This window comes from Shewanella sp. HL-SH4 (assembly GCF_051164845.1).
GTDB lineage: Bacteria > Pseudomonadota > Gammaproteobacteria > Enterobacterales > Shewanellaceae > Shewanella > Shewanella glacialimarina.
This window is the reverse complement of sequence record NZ_CP195037.1, coordinates 1,771,539-1,789,699: the sequence shown is the minus strand read 5'-3', so window position 1 is coordinate 1,789,699 and position 18,161 is coordinate 1,771,539. Positions and strand designations below refer to the sequence as shown.

The 18,161-nt window shown below is 43.1% G+C and carries 16 protein-coding genes; all 16 read left to right on the top strand.

The genetic code is table 11. The annotated features are described in order from the left end of the window. Positions 1–7: 7 nt before the first annotated feature. The 16 genes from ACRWQL_RS08760 (at position 8) to ACRWQL_RS08685 (ending at position 18,063) form a co-directional block, all read left to right on the top strand. Entirely contained in the window at positions 8–964 is a 957-nt protein-coding gene (locus ACRWQL_RS08760) for an ExeA family protein (protein WP_434953128.1), read from the top strand. Next, on the top strand, positions 961–2,313 hold the full coding sequence (locus ACRWQL_RS08755; protein ID WP_434953127.1) for a tetratricopeptide repeat protein: 1,353 nt from the start codon (positions 961–963) through the stop codon (positions 2,311–2,313). Before ACRWQL_RS08760 ends, ACRWQL_RS08755 begins: the two co-directional genes overlap by 4 nt. Then, positions 2,310–4,070 carry a GspE/PulE family protein gene (locus ACRWQL_RS08750; RefSeq protein ID WP_434927942.1) on the top strand — a complete coding sequence of 587 codons (1,761 nt, stop codon included), beginning with the start codon at positions 2,310–2,312 and terminating at the stop codon, positions 4,068–4,070. Before ACRWQL_RS08755 ends, ACRWQL_RS08750 begins: the two co-directional genes overlap by 4 nt. Before the next feature lie 2 nt (positions 4,071–4,072). Further along, positions 4,073–5,287 carry a type II secretion system F family protein gene (locus ACRWQL_RS08745; protein WP_434927943.1) on the top strand — a complete coding sequence of 405 codons (1,215 nt, stop codon included), beginning with the start codon at positions 4,073–4,075 and terminating at the stop codon, positions 5,285–5,287. A gap of 33 nt (positions 5,288–5,320) precedes the next feature. Beyond that, a complete protein-coding gene (locus tag ACRWQL_RS08740) occupies positions 5,321–5,896 on the top strand; it encodes a hypothetical protein (protein ID WP_434953126.1) in 576 nt (191 codons plus the stop codon). A 108-nt stretch (positions 5,897–6,004) separates the two neighbouring features. Continuing rightward, complete coding sequence (locus ACRWQL_RS08735) at positions 6,005–6,610, top strand: pilin (RefSeq protein WP_434953125.1); 606 nt, start codon at positions 6,005–6,007, stop codon at positions 6,608–6,610. Between the two features lie 95 nt (positions 6,611–6,705). Further along, on the top strand, positions 6,706–7,221 hold the full coding sequence (locus ACRWQL_RS08730; protein ID WP_434953355.1) for a type II secretion system protein: 516 nt from the start codon (positions 6,706–6,708) through the stop codon (positions 7,219–7,221). 375 nt (positions 7,222–7,596) lie between these two features. Continuing rightward, positions 7,597–8,082, top strand: a complete 486-nt coding sequence (locus ACRWQL_RS08725) for a type II secretion system protein (RefSeq protein ID WP_434953123.1) — start codon at positions 7,597–7,599, stop codon at positions 8,080–8,082. Beyond that, positions 8,072–8,662 (top strand): type IV pilus modification PilV family protein, encoded by a 591-nt coding sequence (locus tag ACRWQL_RS08720; protein WP_434953121.1) that lies wholly within the window; start codon positions 8,072–8,074, stop codon positions 8,660–8,662. Before ACRWQL_RS08725 ends, ACRWQL_RS08720 begins: the two co-directional genes overlap by 11 nt. Continuing rightward, entirely contained in the window at positions 8,662–9,501 is an 840-nt protein-coding gene (locus ACRWQL_RS08715) for a PilW family protein (protein WP_434953120.1), read from the top strand. The genes ACRWQL_RS08720 and ACRWQL_RS08715 overlap by 1 nt, the downstream gene beginning before the upstream one ends. Beyond that, positions 9,491–9,940: an MSHA biogenesis protein MshP gene (locus ACRWQL_RS08710; protein ID WP_434953119.1), complete on the top strand. Its 450-nt coding sequence runs from the start codon at positions 9,491–9,493 to the stop codon at positions 9,938–9,940. Before ACRWQL_RS08715 ends, ACRWQL_RS08710 begins: the two co-directional genes overlap by 11 nt. Next, the gene (locus tag ACRWQL_RS08705) at positions 9,930–14,513 is read left to right on the top strand and encodes a DUF6701 domain-containing protein (protein WP_434953118.1); all 4,584 of its coding nucleotides are present in this window, start codon (positions 9,930–9,932) and stop codon (positions 14,511–14,513) included. Before ACRWQL_RS08710 ends, ACRWQL_RS08705 begins: the two co-directional genes overlap by 11 nt. Before the next feature lie 179 nt (positions 14,514–14,692). After that, positions 14,693–15,742, top strand: a complete 1,050-nt coding sequence (locus ACRWQL_RS08700; protein ID WP_188842525.1) for a rod shape-determining protein — start codon at positions 14,693–14,695, stop codon at positions 15,740–15,742. An 83-nt stretch (positions 15,743–15,825) separates the two neighbouring features. Further along, positions 15,826–16,911 (top strand): rod shape-determining protein MreC, encoded by a 1,086-nt coding sequence (gene mreC, locus ACRWQL_RS08695; protein WP_434953116.1) that lies wholly within the window; start codon positions 15,826–15,828, stop codon positions 16,909–16,911. Continuing rightward, the gene (gene mreD, locus ACRWQL_RS08690; protein ID WP_226411689.1) at positions 16,908–17,399 is read left to right on the top strand and encodes a rod shape-determining protein MreD; all 492 of its coding nucleotides are present in this window, start codon (positions 16,908–16,910) and stop codon (positions 17,397–17,399) included. The genes mreC and mreD overlap by 4 nt, the downstream gene beginning before the upstream one ends. Before the next feature lie 79 nt (positions 17,400–17,478). Then, entirely contained in the window at positions 17,479–18,063 is a 585-nt protein-coding gene (locus tag ACRWQL_RS08685; protein ID WP_434953115.1) for a Maf family protein, read from the top strand. The last annotated feature ends 98 nt before the right edge of the window (positions 18,064–18,161 follow it).

Here is an 18,161-nt window from a genome sequence, read left to right as displayed (position 1 = left end):
AGCAGTTATGTATTTGCAACACTTTGGTTTACGGCAGTTACCTTTCACATTGACGCCGAACACCGGGTTCTTTTTTGGACTAACGCCACATGTTGAAGCGTTGCAAGTGCTGCAAATGGCACTGGAAACCGGTGAAGGATTTATAAAGGTTACAGGGGAAGTTGGCACTGGCAAGACTTTAGTTTGTCGCAAATTATTGAATGAGTTACCTTCGCAGTTTCAATGTGCTTATATTCCGAACCCTTACTTAACCCCAGCTGAATTACGTTGGGCGGTGGCAGCAGATTTAGGTATTGATGTCGCCGAAAAACTTGATCAACAGCAATTGACCCGGTTGATACATGAAAAGCTATTAGCACTGAGCGATCAAGGTTTTCAAGTTGTGTTAGTGATTGATGAAGCACAAGCTTTACCGGATGAAAGCTTGGAGGCACTGCGATTATTTACCAACCTTGAAACCGAAAGCCGTAAGTTATTGCAAGTGGTGTTATTTGGTCAGCAGGAGCTTGATGACAGATTAAATCAGGCTAATTTACGCCAGCTAAGACAGCGGATTACGTTTAGTTATCATTTACGGCCATTAAATTGGGATGAGGTTCAAGCCTATATGAACCATCGTCTCACGATAGCAGGCTACCAAGGTCTGGCCACTTTTGCCGTTAAAGAATCAAAGTTAATCGCCTCCGGCGCACGCGGGATCCCTAGGTTGGTGAATATACTCGCCCATAAAACGTTATTACTTGCTTATGGAGAAGGGGCTACCAAAGTCACCTTGGCACATTGTAAAGCGGCAATTAACGATACCGAAGATGCCAATAAGAGTATTGTGTCCTCATCACAATTATTTACCCTTAAACCAGTACTCGTTTTCATCGGGGTGGCGTTAAGTGTTTTGGTTGGATTACATTTCAGTTCGATTTCATGTTGCGGTCATTGGCTGGCACGAATAAGTGGGTGGTTATGAGCGTAATTAATAAAATGTTGCAAGATTTAGAGCAGCGTCAGCAGAATGCGACTAGTGCAGATACTGCACCAGCAAGCCAATTTGTTCGTCCTCAAGTAGAGTTTAACAGTCAGGTTGAACAACCAAAAAAAACACGTTTAGGATTATTAGTGCTGGCATTGACTATTCCTATGGCGTGGTTTGGGTATAGTTTACTTCAGCAAGGTGAGCAGCTTGAGGATGCGGCAGAATTTTTGCCTGAAATATCGACTAACAATACCAGTTTACCCGAACAATCACTTATTTCTTCAACTGTATCACCAGTGATAACATCGGATAACCAGCAAGTTGAAGAAACTAGCCAAAAGCAGGATATGTCGGACGAACAATTAACCCAACTTGCGTTATCTACAGAGCTTGGTAATGACTCCGCCAGCCATTTTATTGCAGCAGAAATTTTAGATGGGCAAAATATCGAGCTGCAACCAGCAGAGGCTACTATGGCCAAGCAAGATGCCCAGTTATCAGAGTTAGCACCGCAATCCGATACTTTGGAGCTGCAAGATACAGTCAATGTTACTGCCAGCTCAGATATTGTACAAGCTACCGCGATAACAACCGAGAGTGAAGCACCTGCAGTGGCTAGCTCTGCGCAGGCTAACTCGACTATACAAGCTCAAATACAACAAACATCGCAACAGCAACAATCACCGCAGCAAAAGGCCAGTAATAGGCCAGTAAGTCAGCAAGCTGTGGCGAGTAATATGAAGGTAACTGAAGTCAATCTGACCAAGGCGCAATTAGCTAAGGTGTTATTTCAAAAGGCGCAAACGGCAGAAAAAGAAAAACGCTTAAGTGATGCATCAAGCGGGTATTTGGAAGCGATAATACTCGACCCTAGCTTACATGCGGCGCGCAAACAGTTAGTGAGTATTTATTACGCTCAAAATAATGCTAATACCGCGATTAGATTACTTGAAAGCGGCGTAGGTATGTTTCCGTCACACTGGGAATTTTATTTAATCAAAGCCAATATTGAAAACGCTTTGCAAGAATATCGCGCCGCTTTGCAATCATTGGGCTACATTGATGATAGTAGTCACTTTGTTAAAGATAAGTGGGTATTTCAAGGTGAAGTAGCCCAAAAAATAGGTCAATATAGTTTGGCTGAGTCTGCTTACCGCTCGCTGTTAACCCTTGAGTCAACGCAGGCTCGGTGGTGGATGGGATTAGCTTATGCATTAGATTCTCAGCAGCAATATGTCAAAGCGGCCGAAGCTTATCGGTCTGCATTAAGCTATCCAGGATTATCGAATACTGCGATTAAATTTGTTGAGCAGCGTTTAGCGCAGCTAGGAGAAAACCAATGAAACCTAAGTTAAAGATGCGTTTAGGTGATCTTTTAGTCCAAGAACACATTATTTCGGAAGCTGAACTTCAACAAGCGTTAGCAGAGCAACGTAGTTCCGGTAAAAAACTCGGCCGTACCTTAATTGATTTAAAAAGTATTAGTGAAACGCAATTACTGCAGTTTTTATCACAGCAATTAAACTTACCCTTTTTAGATATTAGTCGCCTGCCGATTACCCCTGAAGTGGTTAATATTCTTCCAGAAGTACAGGCGCGTCGACATCGTGCACTTGTGGTTGAGAGCAACCACGATAGTGTCTTAGTGGCAATGAGTGACCCTGCAGACCTTCAAGCAATCGATAATTTGGAAATTCTTGTTGCACCTAAACAACTAAGAATTGCGGTAGCACCTGAACAGCAGCTGTTAGACGCGTTTGATAATTTATATCGTCGTACAGATCAAATTGCGCAAATTGCCGGTAAATTAGATGAAGAATATGCCGCTGACGACATGTTCGATTTGGCAAATTTAACCCAAGGTGACAGCGATAACGAAACAACAGTTGTTAAGTTACTGCAATCAATATTTGAAGATGCAGTGCAAATGCGCGCCTCAGATATTCATATTGAACCGGGTGAAAAAGTACTGCGTATTCGCCAGCGTGTTGATGGACAACTGCACGAAAATATTTTAAATGAAGTCAATATTGCTTCCGCTTTAGTGTTGCGCTTAAAGCTGATGGCCGGACTGGATATTTCTGAAAAACGTCTTCCCCAGGATGGTCGCTTTCACATGGAAATAAAGGGCCATAAAATTGATGTTCGTATGTCTACTATGCCCATTTATCATGGTGAGTCAGTCGTAATGCGTCTACTCGATCAAACAGCAGGTTTACGCACACTAGATGAAACCGGGATGCCGCCACACATTGTTGCCCGTATTCGTAAACAAATTAAACGGCCCCATGGCATGTTGTTGGTAACAGGCCCAACAGGTAGCGGTAAAACCACCACTTTGTACGGTATTTTAAGAGAGCTAAATACAGCCGACCGTAAAATTATTACAGTAGAAGACCCGGTGGAATATCAATTACCGCGCATTAACCAGGTGCAGGTGAATCATAAGATTGGTTTAGATTTCTCTAACGTGCTTCGCACCACCTTACGTCAAGACCCTGACATTATAATGGTGGGCGAGATGCGTGACCAAGAAACCGTTGAAATTGGTTTGCGAGGCGCATTAACCGGTCACTTTGTATTATCGACTTTGCATACTAATGATGCGGTCACCAGTGCATTACGTTTGCTCGATATGGGCGCGGCCAGTTATTTAGTCGCCAGTGCTTTAAGAGTGATCATTGCCCAGCGTCTTGTGCGCAGAGTGTGCCATAATTGCAGTGTCGATTATCAATTAACCCCAGCTGATACCAGTTGGTTGAAAAGTGTTTCTAAAGAAGATTTTTCACAGGCCACCTTTAAAGTAGGGACGGGCTGTCAAACATGTAGCGGTTCAGGTTACCGAGGTCGTATCGGTATTTTTGAAATACTAGAACTTGATGAGAATATGATTGATGCCATGCGTACAGGTAATCCACAGGATTTCGCCCGCGCAGCATTAAAAAGCCCTAATTTTGTTCCTTTGGCTAAATCCGCGATGGAATACTTATTTCAGGGCACCACAACTATGGAAGAGGTGTCCAAGTTGGTTGAAGATGTTAGTGAATCTTCAATTGCGTTATCACAAGATGTTATAAACCAACAAACGGCTGAGGCGTAATTATGCCCACTTATCATTATCGAGGTAGAAATGCGCAAGGTCAGTCAGTGACGGCGCAACTGGAGTCAGCGGATGAAAACTCAGCCGCGGACGCCTTGATGAGCCGTGGTATTATTCCGTTAGAACTAAGAGTGGTAAAGCCTCAAAAGACATTCTCCATTACTAGCTTGTTTGGCAGTAAAGTGTCATTGGAAGAGTTACAAATTTTTTCACGGCAAATGTACTCGCTGACTCGGTCTGGTATTCCTATTTTAAGGGCAATAGCAGGGCTGTCGGAAACCACTCATTCAGTGCGGATGAAACAAGCATTGGATGATATATCATCGCAGTTAACCGCTGGTAGACCTTTGTCTTCTGCGATGAATCAACATCAAGATGTATTCGATTCTTTATTTATTTCTATGGTTCATGTTGGTGAGAATACCGGTAAGCTAGAAGATGCTTTTATTCAATTATCTGGTTATATCGAACGTGAGCAGGAAACTCGTCGTCGAATAAAATCGGCTATGCGCTACCCCATGTTTGTGTTAATTGCGATCGCTATTGCTATGGTAATACTTAATATCATGGTTATCCCTAAGTTTGCTGATATGTTTTCACGCTTTGGTGCCGAACTCCCCTGGGCAACTAAAATTTTAATGGCAACCTCTAGTCTATTTGTGAATTTTTGGCCACATATGATAGTCGGCTTAATTGGCATAATCGTGGGTATTCGTTATTGGTTGCACAGTGAAAAAGGCGAGAAGCAGTGGGATAAATGGAAGTTACATATTCCTGCCGTAGGTTCAATCATTGAGCGTTCGACACTGGCGCGTTATTGCCGCAGTTTTTCGATGATGTTAAGTGCAGGTGTACCAATGACACAAGCGCTCAGTCTCGTTGCTGATGCGGTAGATAATGCTTACATGCATGACAAAATTGTAGGTATGCGACGAGGAATCGAGTCTGGAGAATCCATGCTTAGAGTGTCGAATCAAAGTAAGTTGTTTACACCATTAGTGTTGCAAATGGTTGCCGTTGGTGAAGAAACTGGGCAGATTGACCAACTATTAACTGACGCTGCTGATTTTTATGAGGGCGAGGTTGATTACGATTTAAAAAATCTCACCGCTAAACTAGAACCTATATTAATTGGCTTTGTTGCCTGTATCGTATTGATCCTCGCCTTAGGTATTTACCTCCCTATGTGGGATATGCTCAATGTGGTTAAAGGCTAGATTATCAATGACCTCAATAGGTGAGGAACATTTATGCTGAAACAACAAAAGGCTGATGATGACTTACTGAAAATCTATGGTCGTATAGTAGCAATAAGCATATTTTTATTGGTTTTGGCTGTTTTAGGAATTAAATATTTTAACGCCATGCCTGCTATTGCTGGTAAAAGCTTAGCCCTTGAGCATACGCGTTTTCTTAATATCACCACAATGATAAAAAGCCAGTGGCTATCAAGCGGTAGACCGAAACAACTACTGCTTAACTGGCCAAGCATGGCACCCAAGGCACCCGACAATAAAAGTGCTATAGCATCTGCTAAAGTTTTACCGCAAAGTTTAGTAGATACGTTAGGCAATCAGTTTGTTGCAACAGATAATTGGATTAGCCTGTCCGATAAAGGATGGCCGGTGATCGACAGTTTAGATGTTCCAGGATGTAAACGTTTATGGTATCAATTATTAGCGACTCAATTAACCGACATTGAGGTGAGCTATGATGCTAATGATAAAATATGTCGATATACCGCGGAAGATTCCGCTAATATCAATTATCAATTTACCTCTGGACAAGTACTTTTTTTTCAAAAAGTAGCTATAGAAAGTAAATAAATTTTAGCAAGTTGCAATAAGCTGCTAATATCAGTGGAGATATCTTAATTTTAGTGTAATGCTAAGGTGTAGATAAATCGATGGGACAATTGAAAGAGTGTATAACTTATGAAGTTGAATCAAAAAGGCTTTTCATTAATCGAGTTGGTCATTGTTATTGTGATCCTTGGGTTGCTTGCGGCAACCGCTATTCCGCGTTTTTTAAACGTGACAGAAGATGCTGAAAATGCCAGTGTTGACGGTGTGTCGGGTGGCTTAGCGACTGCGGTTGGTTTTGTGAGAGCACAATGGGAGGTCGATGGTCGTCGTAATACGTCGGTTATTTTAGACGGAACCAGTGTATCTTTAGATACTCGTTTTGGTTTCCCCACAGGAACAACCAATACTGACGTGACCTCTATGACAGATGCAACCTGCCAGGAAGTATTTAATAGCGTATTGCAAAGTGCACCGCGTAATTTACTTTATACAGCAGACGCAAGAGATCAGCGCTATACGGTTAGAGCATTAGACAATGTCGGCGGTTCGGCTACAGGGATAAACGGCACTAGTGTGGCCGGTATTGATTTATGCGTTTATCACCAAATAGCATCTTTGACGATAAATCAGACCACAGGTATAGCCACTCCCGCTCCTGACTTAAGCACAGCTGGCGCAAAAGGCGTGACATATAATCCAGGCACAGGACAGGTATTGTCGTTTACCAACAACTAATTTTTAATTTGGCTGTTAAGTTATATTAGACAATAACAGCTAAACAGACATGAATTTATTTTATTTATTTTGAGAGGCTTACTATGCAAAAATTAATGCAAAAACAACAGGGTTTCACCCTAATTGAATTAGTCGTCGTGATTATTATTTTAGGTATTTTAGCGGTTACTGCCGCGCCTAAGTTCATTAACTTGCAAGGTGATGCACGAGTGTCAGCCCTAGCGGGTATGAAAGCGGCTATTCAAGGTGGCAATACTTTAGTTTATTCAAAAGCAGCTTTATCTGGAAAAGAAAAAGCGGCTGCTCAAACGGTGACTATCGGTGGCACAACAGCGGTACCCGTTACGATAACTACTCAGTATGGCTATACTAATGCACTACAGGTTGATTTACAGAAAGCATTAGACGTTGTGTTTGACGCGGGTGCCGATGGCGCACCAACGGCGACAACTGGAACAGCTGAATGGATTATTAAAGCGAACGCTGGTACGCCTAAAACCGTTGAAATTTGGCAGAAAGGTGCTCCAGCTGCATGTAAGCTTACTTACACAGAAGCAAGTGCGACTACATTGCCTACTTATGTTATTAGCGCTGCAGCAGCTGATTGCTAAATAACATTGAGTTTAGTAAAAAAGCCTGCATTTTTGCAGGCTTTTTTACACCTGTCATTCGGGTAGCGCAAAGGTGAACTATCGTGGCGGTTCAGCTGGATGCTATTGAAAAAATGCCTACTAATCATCTTACAGACGACTTACTATTAACCTTTACTAAAAATGAACTAGAAAAGGGTAAAAAAACTTCTTTACTCATGCCAATACTAAGTTGCCATGAGCCACTTAACTAGCTTCGGTACCTTTTTGTAATCGATTTACTATCAAAGATGGTTTGTGCATCCACTTATAAATAGGCAGACAAATACTTAAAAATTTTGCCATACTATCAAGTGCTAATTGCTATTTTTTTGCTAAATTTATCGAAAGGGCAATATGGATTTAAATCGTTCAACATCAAGACTAAACGGCTTTACTTTAGTCGAGCTGGTAACCACGATAATACTGATTGGTATTGTCTCGGTTGTGGTGTTGCCGCGATTTTTTTCCAGTTCGAGTTTTAGTGCATACACGTTACGTAATGAATTTATTTCAGAGCTTCGTCAAGCTCAATTAAGAGCACTGAATAACACCGACCGATGCTATGAGGTCAATGTTACTGCAACGGGTTATCAGTTACGCCATTATAGTGCTCGCGCAGGTAATAGCTGCGCTACACTCATTCGCACTGAGGCTGTACAAAACTATAGTGGTGGCGCTTCCATCAGTTTAGTCGCATCGGCTAGCCAGTCATTTAACATCACTTTTGATAGTTTAGGTCGAATGTTATCACCCAGTTGTACTGGTGCGTGTTTCAATATTAATGCCGATGACATTTTAAAAGTGGCGGTTGAGTCTGAGGGTTATATTTATGCTTTATAACTCGAGTTGTTTGAGTCAGCCGTTGCAGTGTTTAGTGCGCTCGCACCTAACGTCGCTTAATCGGCGTAACACCGGCTTTTCACTGATTGAATTAGTGGTGGGAATGTTAGTGATCAGCATCGCGATTGTGATGATGACATCGATGTTTTTTCCCCAAGCCGATAGATCCGTTGAGTCACTGCACCGGATGCGCTCTGCTGAATTAGCCCATTCTGTGATGAATGAGATTTGGGGTAAACGCTATGATCAACAAACCAATCCTAATGGTGGAGTGCCTGCTTGTAATAGTCCATTAGGCTTGCTTTGCTCTGCAGCCTTGGGTTCTCCGGTCTTAGCCTTAGGGCCTGATGGTGAGACTCGTGACAATTATAATGATGTAGATGATTATAATGGATTGAATATCAATTCATTGATGTTTAACTCAAACAAAACCTATGCTGCTGTTTATATTAATTTTGGTCTGAGTGTTGAGGTGAAGTACGTTGATGCCACCACTCAGGCTGCTAAGCTGATTTCGGTCAATGTCACTACGCCCAGTAATGAAGTGATCACTTACCAAGCCGTAAGGAGTAATTACTGATGCGAGTGATTACTCAATCGAAATGGTCTAAACAAGCCGCTTTTACGCTTGTAGAAATGGTCGTGGTTATTCTTATTTTAGGCATAATTGTGGTTGGTGTTAGCAGCTTTGTCATTTTTGGCACGCGTATTTTTGTGGAATCGAGCGCGGTGGATCAAGTATTAAGCCAAAGTCGTTTTGGGGTCGAGCGGATGACTCGAGAGATACGCAGCGCACTGCCTAATTCAACCCGTTTACTGACAGCAGCAGATGGCAGCTACCAGTGTATAGAATTTGTTCCTGTTACTGCCAGTACATCCTACGTTAATGCACCAATCGCACCGGCTGCAACAAGTAATACACTGAGTGCAATTGTCATTAATCAAACCATTTTAGCAGGGCAATGGGCGATTATTTATCCGCTAACCGCAAGTGAAATTTATAATCCAACCGGCAGTACTGCAAAACGATTTCTAATATCAAATGTTAGCACCAGTGGCGATCAAGTTGACTTAACCTTTGGCGCATCCATTCGATTTACTGAAGCTTCGCCATTAAAGCGGCTTTATCTAACCGCGCAACCTGTGAGCTATTGTGTTGAAAATCAAGCTAATGGCACCTCAGACTTAACCCGTTACGCCAATTATGGTTATCAAAACAGTCAGCCAGCCCCGGCAGCAATGGCCAACAGGGTGATAATGGCGCAAAATATTATCAACAGTTTATTAATTGAGCCCGCCATAATCTTAACACCATCCAGTTTGGTCACTAATGCGATTGTGCATATTGAACCTAGGTTTAGTGTCAATGGTGAGTCGTTTAAATATCAGCATCAGGTACAGGTGATCAATGTTCCTTAAATTGTCGATAAAATCACACCAACAAGGCAGCGCGTTAGTGATTGGTATTTTTGTGCTAATAGTGATGTTTTTACTCGCGGCAAGTTTACTGCGCATTGTTGATGATTCTGATGCCTCTATTTCTATGGAAGTATGGGGCGCACGGGCACTTAATAGTGCCAACAGTGGTGCCGATGCTGCGTTAGCACAACTGTTTCCTTTAAATGCCGCAACTGCATTATGCACCAATGTGAGTTCAACCTGGACACCTCCTGCTAATGCGGTTGGATTTCATGGTTGCAGTGTCACCATTACCTGTAATAGCGCTACAGTCAGTTCCCTTACTCAGTACCGTATTAGCAGTAAGGCCGTGTGTGAAACCGGAGCCTGTGGCGCTAACAGCAGTACTGACTGTTTAAGAGTGCAAAGGCAAGTAGAGGTAGAAGCCCGTGGGAATTAAATTGATATCGCGAATTTTTACCTGTGTTGGTGTAATAACGACGTTATTTGCTACGACCGTATTTGCATTTGATGTTGTTGATGAATCAGTGACCTGGCCTGCAGTGGCGCAAGGACATCATCAAAACAACAATAATAGTTGTCATCAAATCTCTAGCCCGCAACTCTCTCTGCAGGGGGGCTCTCGCATTAACGGCACTTTGGGGGCAGATCTGGCCTATTGCTCTAATAATAGTGGTTCAGGCTTACCTAATAATAGCTGCGATACCGCCTCTGGAGGTGATCGTTTTTGTACTGTCACAGGCAGTGATATCCGAGGCTTGAGCTTAAACGGCAACAATGCATTTAAAACCAGCAATGGTGCTGGTGGTGGTGTAGGGTCTTGTACCGCAAATCAAAATATTAGTTTGGGTAATACTGGCCAAAATCAATTCAGTTCAATTGCATTGTATTCAGCCTGTACTGTTACCCTCTCTTCAACCCAACAAGAGTATCGATTTCAGTCTATAGAAGCCGGAAGTGGTGCTAAGTTGGTTTTCCCCGCAGGGGACTACTGGATAAATTCTTTAACATTAAATCAAAATGCACAGATAATATTACAGGGAAATGCACGCATTTTTATTGGTAATAACATTCAATTAAACGGCGCTAAAATTAACGAAACCAATACTCATTCGTTACAGTTAATTGCCTATAAAAATCTGAGTTTAACTTCCGGAGCGATTATTGGTGGGCGTGTTTATAGTGATGAAACCTTAACCATTGATAATAACTCAATTATTAATGGTCGGGTTACATCGCGATATTTAACTATTAACTCAAATGGCCAAATTAATGATGCTTCAGTGGCTGTGCCTTTTCATATTCAATATGGCAAAGCAACCACAACTAGCATTACTTTTACCACTGCCTTTCCAACGGGTGTTAAGCCCTTGGTGTTTCTAATGCCAACGGTTTCAACCAGTAATAGTAATAATGATGGTCCCGCGTCAGCATTACTTGGTAATGTGACCGCACAAGGTTTTACCTGGTCAAAGCAAGAGCCTGAATCACCCACCAATCAATATATTCCTTCTAATAATATGCCAGAGGTGCATTGGATAGCCGTGACCCCTGGTAATTATGATTTACCTAATGGCACTAAGCTTATAGCCGGTTCAGTTAATTATAATCAAGCATTGTTTGGGTCTAACTCACCTTATACACCCGTTACGCTGCCTGCTAGCCAGGATGTATTGCTGAATCAAATTCAAACCCGCAATAACAATTGTTGGTTTACTAGTACCTCACAATTTACCTCGACGGGTATTGAACTGGCATTAGACACTTCTGAAGTAAGAGATAATAGCGCTCGCTGCCAACCGGGGGGGTTGAATAATAGCCAAATTCAGAATGAGACCATTGGTTATTTATCATTAAAATCAGGCAGCGGAGCAATGGTGCTCGCAGGTGAAAATACCAATTACCATTTTGGTAAATCGCAAACCTTCACAGCAAGTGGCATACAAGACCTTGCTTACCAATGTGGCGACACAACACCGTTAATCGGATTCACTGTTCCCCCTGTATTAGTTGCAGGCAAAAATAGCCGTAATGGGGGGGATGGCGGTTGGTTACGTCGTTGTCAATTAACTAATAGCCTGGTCAGTATGGTTAATGATGAGGATACTTATCGAGATACAGATAGAAGACACATTTTTGAAAATTATAGCTTTGTTGCCATTGAGCGCTTAACCAAAGTGAGACAATGTTTTACTGATGACTTTCAGCGCAGCAGTGTGGGCAATGACTGGGTTGTGTCAAATAGTGGTGGTGGTTTTACCCCTTCTATTGTGAACAATCGCTTGCGGGTAACTCAGGCGGCCGGTAATCAAGCCACCTCTTCAACCTATCAACGCTTATTTCCAGCAGCAAATAATCTCGTTGAAATTGAATTTGATCACTATGCCTATGGCGGTAGTGGCGCCGATGGTATCGCCTTTGTGCTTTCAGATGCAGCGGTTACCCCACAGGCTGGCGCGTACGGTGGACCCTTGGGATATGGTGCTAGGTCGAACGTCAATGGTTTTGCTGGTGGCTGGTTAGGGTTTGGTATTGATGAATATGGTAACTTTTCAACTGAAGGCGGACCAAGTGGCCCAGGAAGAAGGCGTCAGTCTGTCGCGGTTCGAGGTTCCGGGGCTGGCACGCTAGGTTATCCTTACTTACGCGGCTCTTGTAATAATGGCACCACTAATACGGGGGGAAGCTGTCTTAGTCCAACGGTGGATAATAATAATGTGACCCCTGCGCATCGTTACCGCATTACCGTTGACTCGAAAATAGCTGGTCAATCGATTGTTAAAGTTGAACGGAACAGTGGTAGTGGTTTTGTTGAAATCATCCCCGCATTTAATGCCGCAGCTATTAGTACGCAGGCTGCTGTGCCCGCAGACTTCTTACTCTCTTTGACCGGTTCTACAGGTGGGGCGACTAACAACCATGAAATAGACAACGTCGAAATTTGTGCGCTGGACTCAAGGCCGATTGGCGTAGTGATTGATCATTTTGAATTTACCCACAGTGGCAGCGGGCTAACCTGTGGCCCTGAAACATTAACCCTTAAAGCTTGTGCCAATGCCGATTGTAGTCAAACAGTACCAGATTTTGTTACCGCCACGCTAAGTCCCGCCACAGTGACTGGCGGCGGAGGCTGGGTTGGTGGTAATGTTGTCAGTTTTAGTGGCGGCGCTACTACACTGCAATTGAATCGCAATACTGTAGGCACAGTGGTGGTTGATGTAACTGGCTCAACACCTGGTGCTAAACCTTTCAGCCAGACCTTATGCCGTATTGCTGGCGGTACTGCATCTGCTGCTAATTGCACACTGACGTTTGCCGACAGTGGTTTTATTTTTGATGTGCCCGATAAGTTAGCTAATAAACCTGCGCCAGACATAGTGGTTAGTGCGGTTAAAAAGAGTGATATTACCAAGCAATGTATTCCAAGTTTTGCCAATGTGTCTAAAAATGTCGCTTTTTGGAGCACTTATACCAGCCCCTCAGTGCCTATTAATGGCCAAAGTGTGTCAGTAAATGGTACCAATGTGGGTAAAACAAGCGCGACTGCAACCAATATAGCACTTGCATTTGATGCCTTAGGCAAGGCGAAAATTACTGTGAATTATCCTGATGCGGGCCAGCTTCAACTCGATGCGAGATATACCGGCACGGGTAATGAGCAAGGGTTAATTATGTTAGGTAATGATCCCTTTGTGAGTTTTCCGGTAGGTTTATGTATTACGCCGCAGGATACAGGTGCCCAATGTGTAGCAGGCAACAGCAGTTGTAATGTGTATAAAAAAGCCGGGGAATCATTTAACTTACTCATTCAAGGTAAAGCTTGGCAAATTGATGGTGATACTAATTACTGTGACAATCTCAACACCTCTAACTATGCCCACAGCAATATTATATTAGGTCATAGTATAGTTGCGCCTTCAGGTGGCGAGCTTGGGACTGTGTCTAACGTAAGTTATGCTCAAGTGGCCCAAACAACCAACACTAGTATTGTGCCTCAATCAATCAGTGAAGTTGGGGTATTTAAGTTCTCGGCTAAACCGCCTACTAATTATTTAGGCTCCAGCTTTTATGATATTCCCTTAGCACAATCACCAAATATTGGCCGCTTTGTACCAGATAGATTTGTGGTGAGCGGTGTAAGTGTATTACCAGCCTGTGGCGTGTTTAGTTATATGGACCAGCCTTTCCCATTGTCGATGAATCTTACGGCTTACAATATATTTTCGAGTGTGACCAAAAACTATCAAGCCGCCTTTGCAAAAGGGACGGCTCAGTTAGTAGGCGAAAATAGTAATAATGGTACTGAGCTGTCAAACCGCCTCAGTAGCCTACCTGTCAATGCGGCGTCATGGGTTGCCGGTGTGGCTACGGTCGATGCAAGTTATCGTGCTAAATTTGCTCGCACAACGGCGCCTAATGTTGATGGGCCTTTTAGCGCGTTAGATATCGGCGTGAAGGTTTTTGATAATGACACTAATATTGCGTTTGTCGCCGATCCAGACATGCGCGCAGACACAGCGGGCAATTGCACTACGCCATCAAATACTTGCAGTGCCAAACGCATCACTACTCAGGATTTACGTCATGGCAGGGTCACTATGGATAATACCTATGGACCTGAAAATGAAATATTACGCATGCCAACCTATGTACAATATTGGAACGGCGGTCAGTGGGTTGTCAATGTTGGCGATAGTTGCAGCGTAATTAATGGCAGCTTATCTGGAGCAGAAATTTATACTCCGACTAAGGTTGCAGGTCAAACGGTAACAAGAACAAATAATAGTACTAATATTTCTGTAGGGAAGATGACCTTGTTCTGGCAAAATACAGGTACGAATAATTATCGTGGTCAAGTGCAAGCACCTGCGCAAGTTGATAGTTGGCTGCAATGGTATTGGAATTACGACACGAGTTCGGTCAATTTATTGGTTAACCCCCAGGCAAGTGCTTTTTTTGGTCGTTATCGAGGCCATGATAGAATTATTTACTGGGAAGAAGTAAGGCAATAATGACGATTTATGTGCTAATTCACTTTTTCACTGGACCATTTAGCCTATTTAAGGGCTCTTTTTAAAAAAATATAGTCAGATTAGCAATTGTTAACCCTCACGGTCTTGTGGATTGTGGGTGTGATTGATAAAGTTAGCTGATTTTTTTCTTCTGACTTCACAGAATACAGGCCTGATACATGTTCAAAAAGCTGCGCGGCATTTTTTCTAACGACCTATCGATCGATTTAGGTACGGCAAACACTCTTATTTATGTTCGCGATGAAGGTATCGTGTTAAACGAACCCTCAGTAGTTGCTATTCGTGGTGAGCGAAACGGTAATGGGCCCAAATCAGTGGCAGCAGTCGGAACCGAAGCAAAACAAATGCTTGGCCGAACACCTGGCAATATTCAAGCTATTCGCCCAATGAAAGATGGCGTAATTGCAGATTTTTATGTGACAGAAAAAATGTTGCAGCACTTTATCAAACAAGTGCATAACAATAGCTTTTTCCGCCCAAGTCCTCGCGTATTAGTTTGTGTGCCAGTTGGTGCTACGCAAGTTGAACGTCGTGCGATACGTGAATCGGCAATGGGTGCAGGTGCTCGTGAGGTTTACTTAATTGAAGAACCTATGGCTGCTGCAATTGGTGCTGGTTTACCAGTATCTGAAGCAACCGGTTCTATGGTTGTCGATATCGGTGGTGGTACTACTGAAGTGGCAATCATTTCGTTAAATGGTGTGGTGTATTCATCATCGGTTCGTATCGGTGGTGACAAGTTTGATGATGCCATTATCAATTATGTTCGTCGTAATTATGGTTCGTTAATTGGTGAAGCTACCGCAGAACGTATCAAGCACTCTATTGGTACTGCTTACCCAGGTGATGAAGTGCTTGAAATTGAAGTGCGTGGTCGTAACTTGGCCGAAGGTGTTCCAAGAAGCTTTACGTTGAACAGCAACGAGATTTTAGAAGCATTGCAAGAGCCATTATCAGGTATTGTTAGTGCCGTTATGGTTGCCCTTGAGCAATCTCCTCCTGAATTAGCGTCTGATATTTCAGAGCGCGGTATGGTACTAACAGGTGGCGGCGCATTACTTCGTGATTTAGATCGCTTATTAATGCAAGAAACCGGCATTCCAGTCATGGTAGCGGATGATCCACTGACGTGTGTTGCGCGTGGCGGTGGTAAAGCGTTAGAAATGATCGATATGCATGGTGGCGATTTGTTCTCTGAAGAGAACTAATCAATCCCCTCATTAAGCGGCGAAGTGTGTTAGCTTTTGGCTATTGGCAAGAAGGACTATTTGGCTTTGCCGCCTAATTTTTTATGAAACCAATTTTTGTTCGTGGTATTTCACACCAATTCCGTCTCACACTGGCTATTATTTTGTCGGTGGCATTATTTGTTGCCAACGATCGCCTTGAGCCTGTTCGCCAATCTCTTTCTTCCTTATTAAGTCCATTACAATATTTAGCTAATGTCCCCGGTTTGATGCTTGATTGGACTGCTGAAGCCTTGGCGACGCGTAATATGCTGGCGGTACAAAATAAAACGCTAATGGATCAGCAGTTATTAATGTCAGAGCGTTTACAACGTTTTGAGCATTTACGCCAAGAAAATGTCCGCTTAAGAGCACTTTTAGGGTCACCAGTACATATGGAATCCCGCAAAGTGGTTGCAGAAGTGATGGAAGTGGCTAGCGATCCATTTCGTCAGTTAGTGGTTCTCAATCATGGTCAGCGAACCGGTGTGTTTGTAGGCCAGCCAGTGGTTGACGCAAAAGGTGTTGTGGGTCAGGTCATTGAGGTCAGTGAATTAACCAGTCGAGTGTTATTGGTTTCAGATGCTAGCCATGGTATTCCGGTGCGTGTAACCCGCAATGATGTGCGTGCTATTGCAAATGGTACAGGTGAAATTGATCAAGTTGAGTTACGGCACGTAGCAAAAAGCACTGATGTTATTGCTGGTGACTTATTAGTGACTTCTGGCCTAGGTAATCGTTTTCCTGAAGGCTACCCTGTTGCTAGGGTGACATCTGTGTCACGGGACGATGGCCAAAGTTATGCTGTTATAAATGCCCAACCTTTGGCTGCTTTAGACCGTATTCGTTATGTGTTATTGATTTGGCCCGGTGAAGCAGATGATAAGCCTTTTTGGCCTATTTTACCGGCCGTAGAGCAGACTGATAACAATAACACTGTCGAACCAAAAATTGATTCAGGCGTTGCAATCGAGCCCACTCCCGATAGCGCGACGCAGCAAGAGCCCTCAAGCGAAATGCAGCCGAATCAAGTACAGCCCAATCAAGTGCAACAAACGCAAACACAGTCTATTCCTGTGCAACCAACCCCAGCACAGCCAATTCAAACACAATCAACTCAAACACAGTCAACCACAGAGGTGAGACAATGAGCGCTCACATCCCCAATGGCCGTTTGGTGGTTTGGATTACATTATTTATTGGCATGATGTTCCAGATTATGCCATTGCCCCATGTGGTTGCTGCATGGCGTCCTGATTGGCTGTTGATGGTGATGATATATTGGGCAATGGCATTGCCGCACCGTTATAGTATTTTGACGGCCTGGGTATTAGGCGTGCTATTGGACGTATTACTTGGCGCCACATTAGGGATAAGAGGGTTAGCTTTCGCACTCATAACTTATGTTGTTGTGATGCATTTTCAACGCTTACGAAATTTTCCCCGTTGGCAACAAACACTGCTGATTGCAATGTTTATTTGTATCTATCATTTTGTTATTTATTGGGCCGAATATGTGCTCGTTGGCAAAACGCCTTTCAAAACCGATATGTTTTTACCTGCATTTTCAAGCGTACTAATTTGGTGGTGGGTATTTTGGATACTGAGAAATATTCGCCGTAGGTATAAAGTACGTTAGTTGCTTAACATCAGCGTAATTGATTTGTTGATACTATAGCTGCTCATTAGGGGCTGATTTTAAAGAGAGTGTAATTCAAATGACTTGGGTTTTAGCTTCCACTTCACCTAGACGAAAACAACTGTTTGCCCAGGCTGGATTTTCAATTGCTGACTTTTCCTTTGAGCAGGTGTCCCCTGATATTGATGAAACGCCATTAACGAACGAGTCTGCTGCTGATTATGTGGTTCGTCTTGCGTTAGAAAAAGCGCAAGCTGGATTGTTATTAGTGCCAACGCTAACAGATGCCAAGGTGTTAGGATCAGATACGTCAGTAGTGCTTGAAGGCAAAATTTTGGGTAAACCGCAAAATGCTGCTGATGCGAAACATATTTTGCGTCAACTGTCAGGTCATACCCATCAAGTGATGACAGCTGTCGCCATGACCGATGGTACACATGCGTATAGCCGACTTTGTGTTACCGATGTGACCTTTTGCACTATTACCGACACTGAAATTGACACTTATATAGCCACTCAAGAACCAATGGATAAAGCCGGTGCTTACGGTATTCAGGCGCTTGGAGGTTGTTTTGTTGAGACGATTAAAGGCAGCTATTCTGCCGTTGTCGGCTTGCCGTTAGTAGAAACACGACAATTAATGCAGCTAATGGCTCAACCGTGAATACAGAAATAACACACAAATCATTTTAATTTTCATGTTAGCTCTTTACTCATCATTTAATTGAACAAGAGCAAGCATGTGACCTGAATACTGGTGGC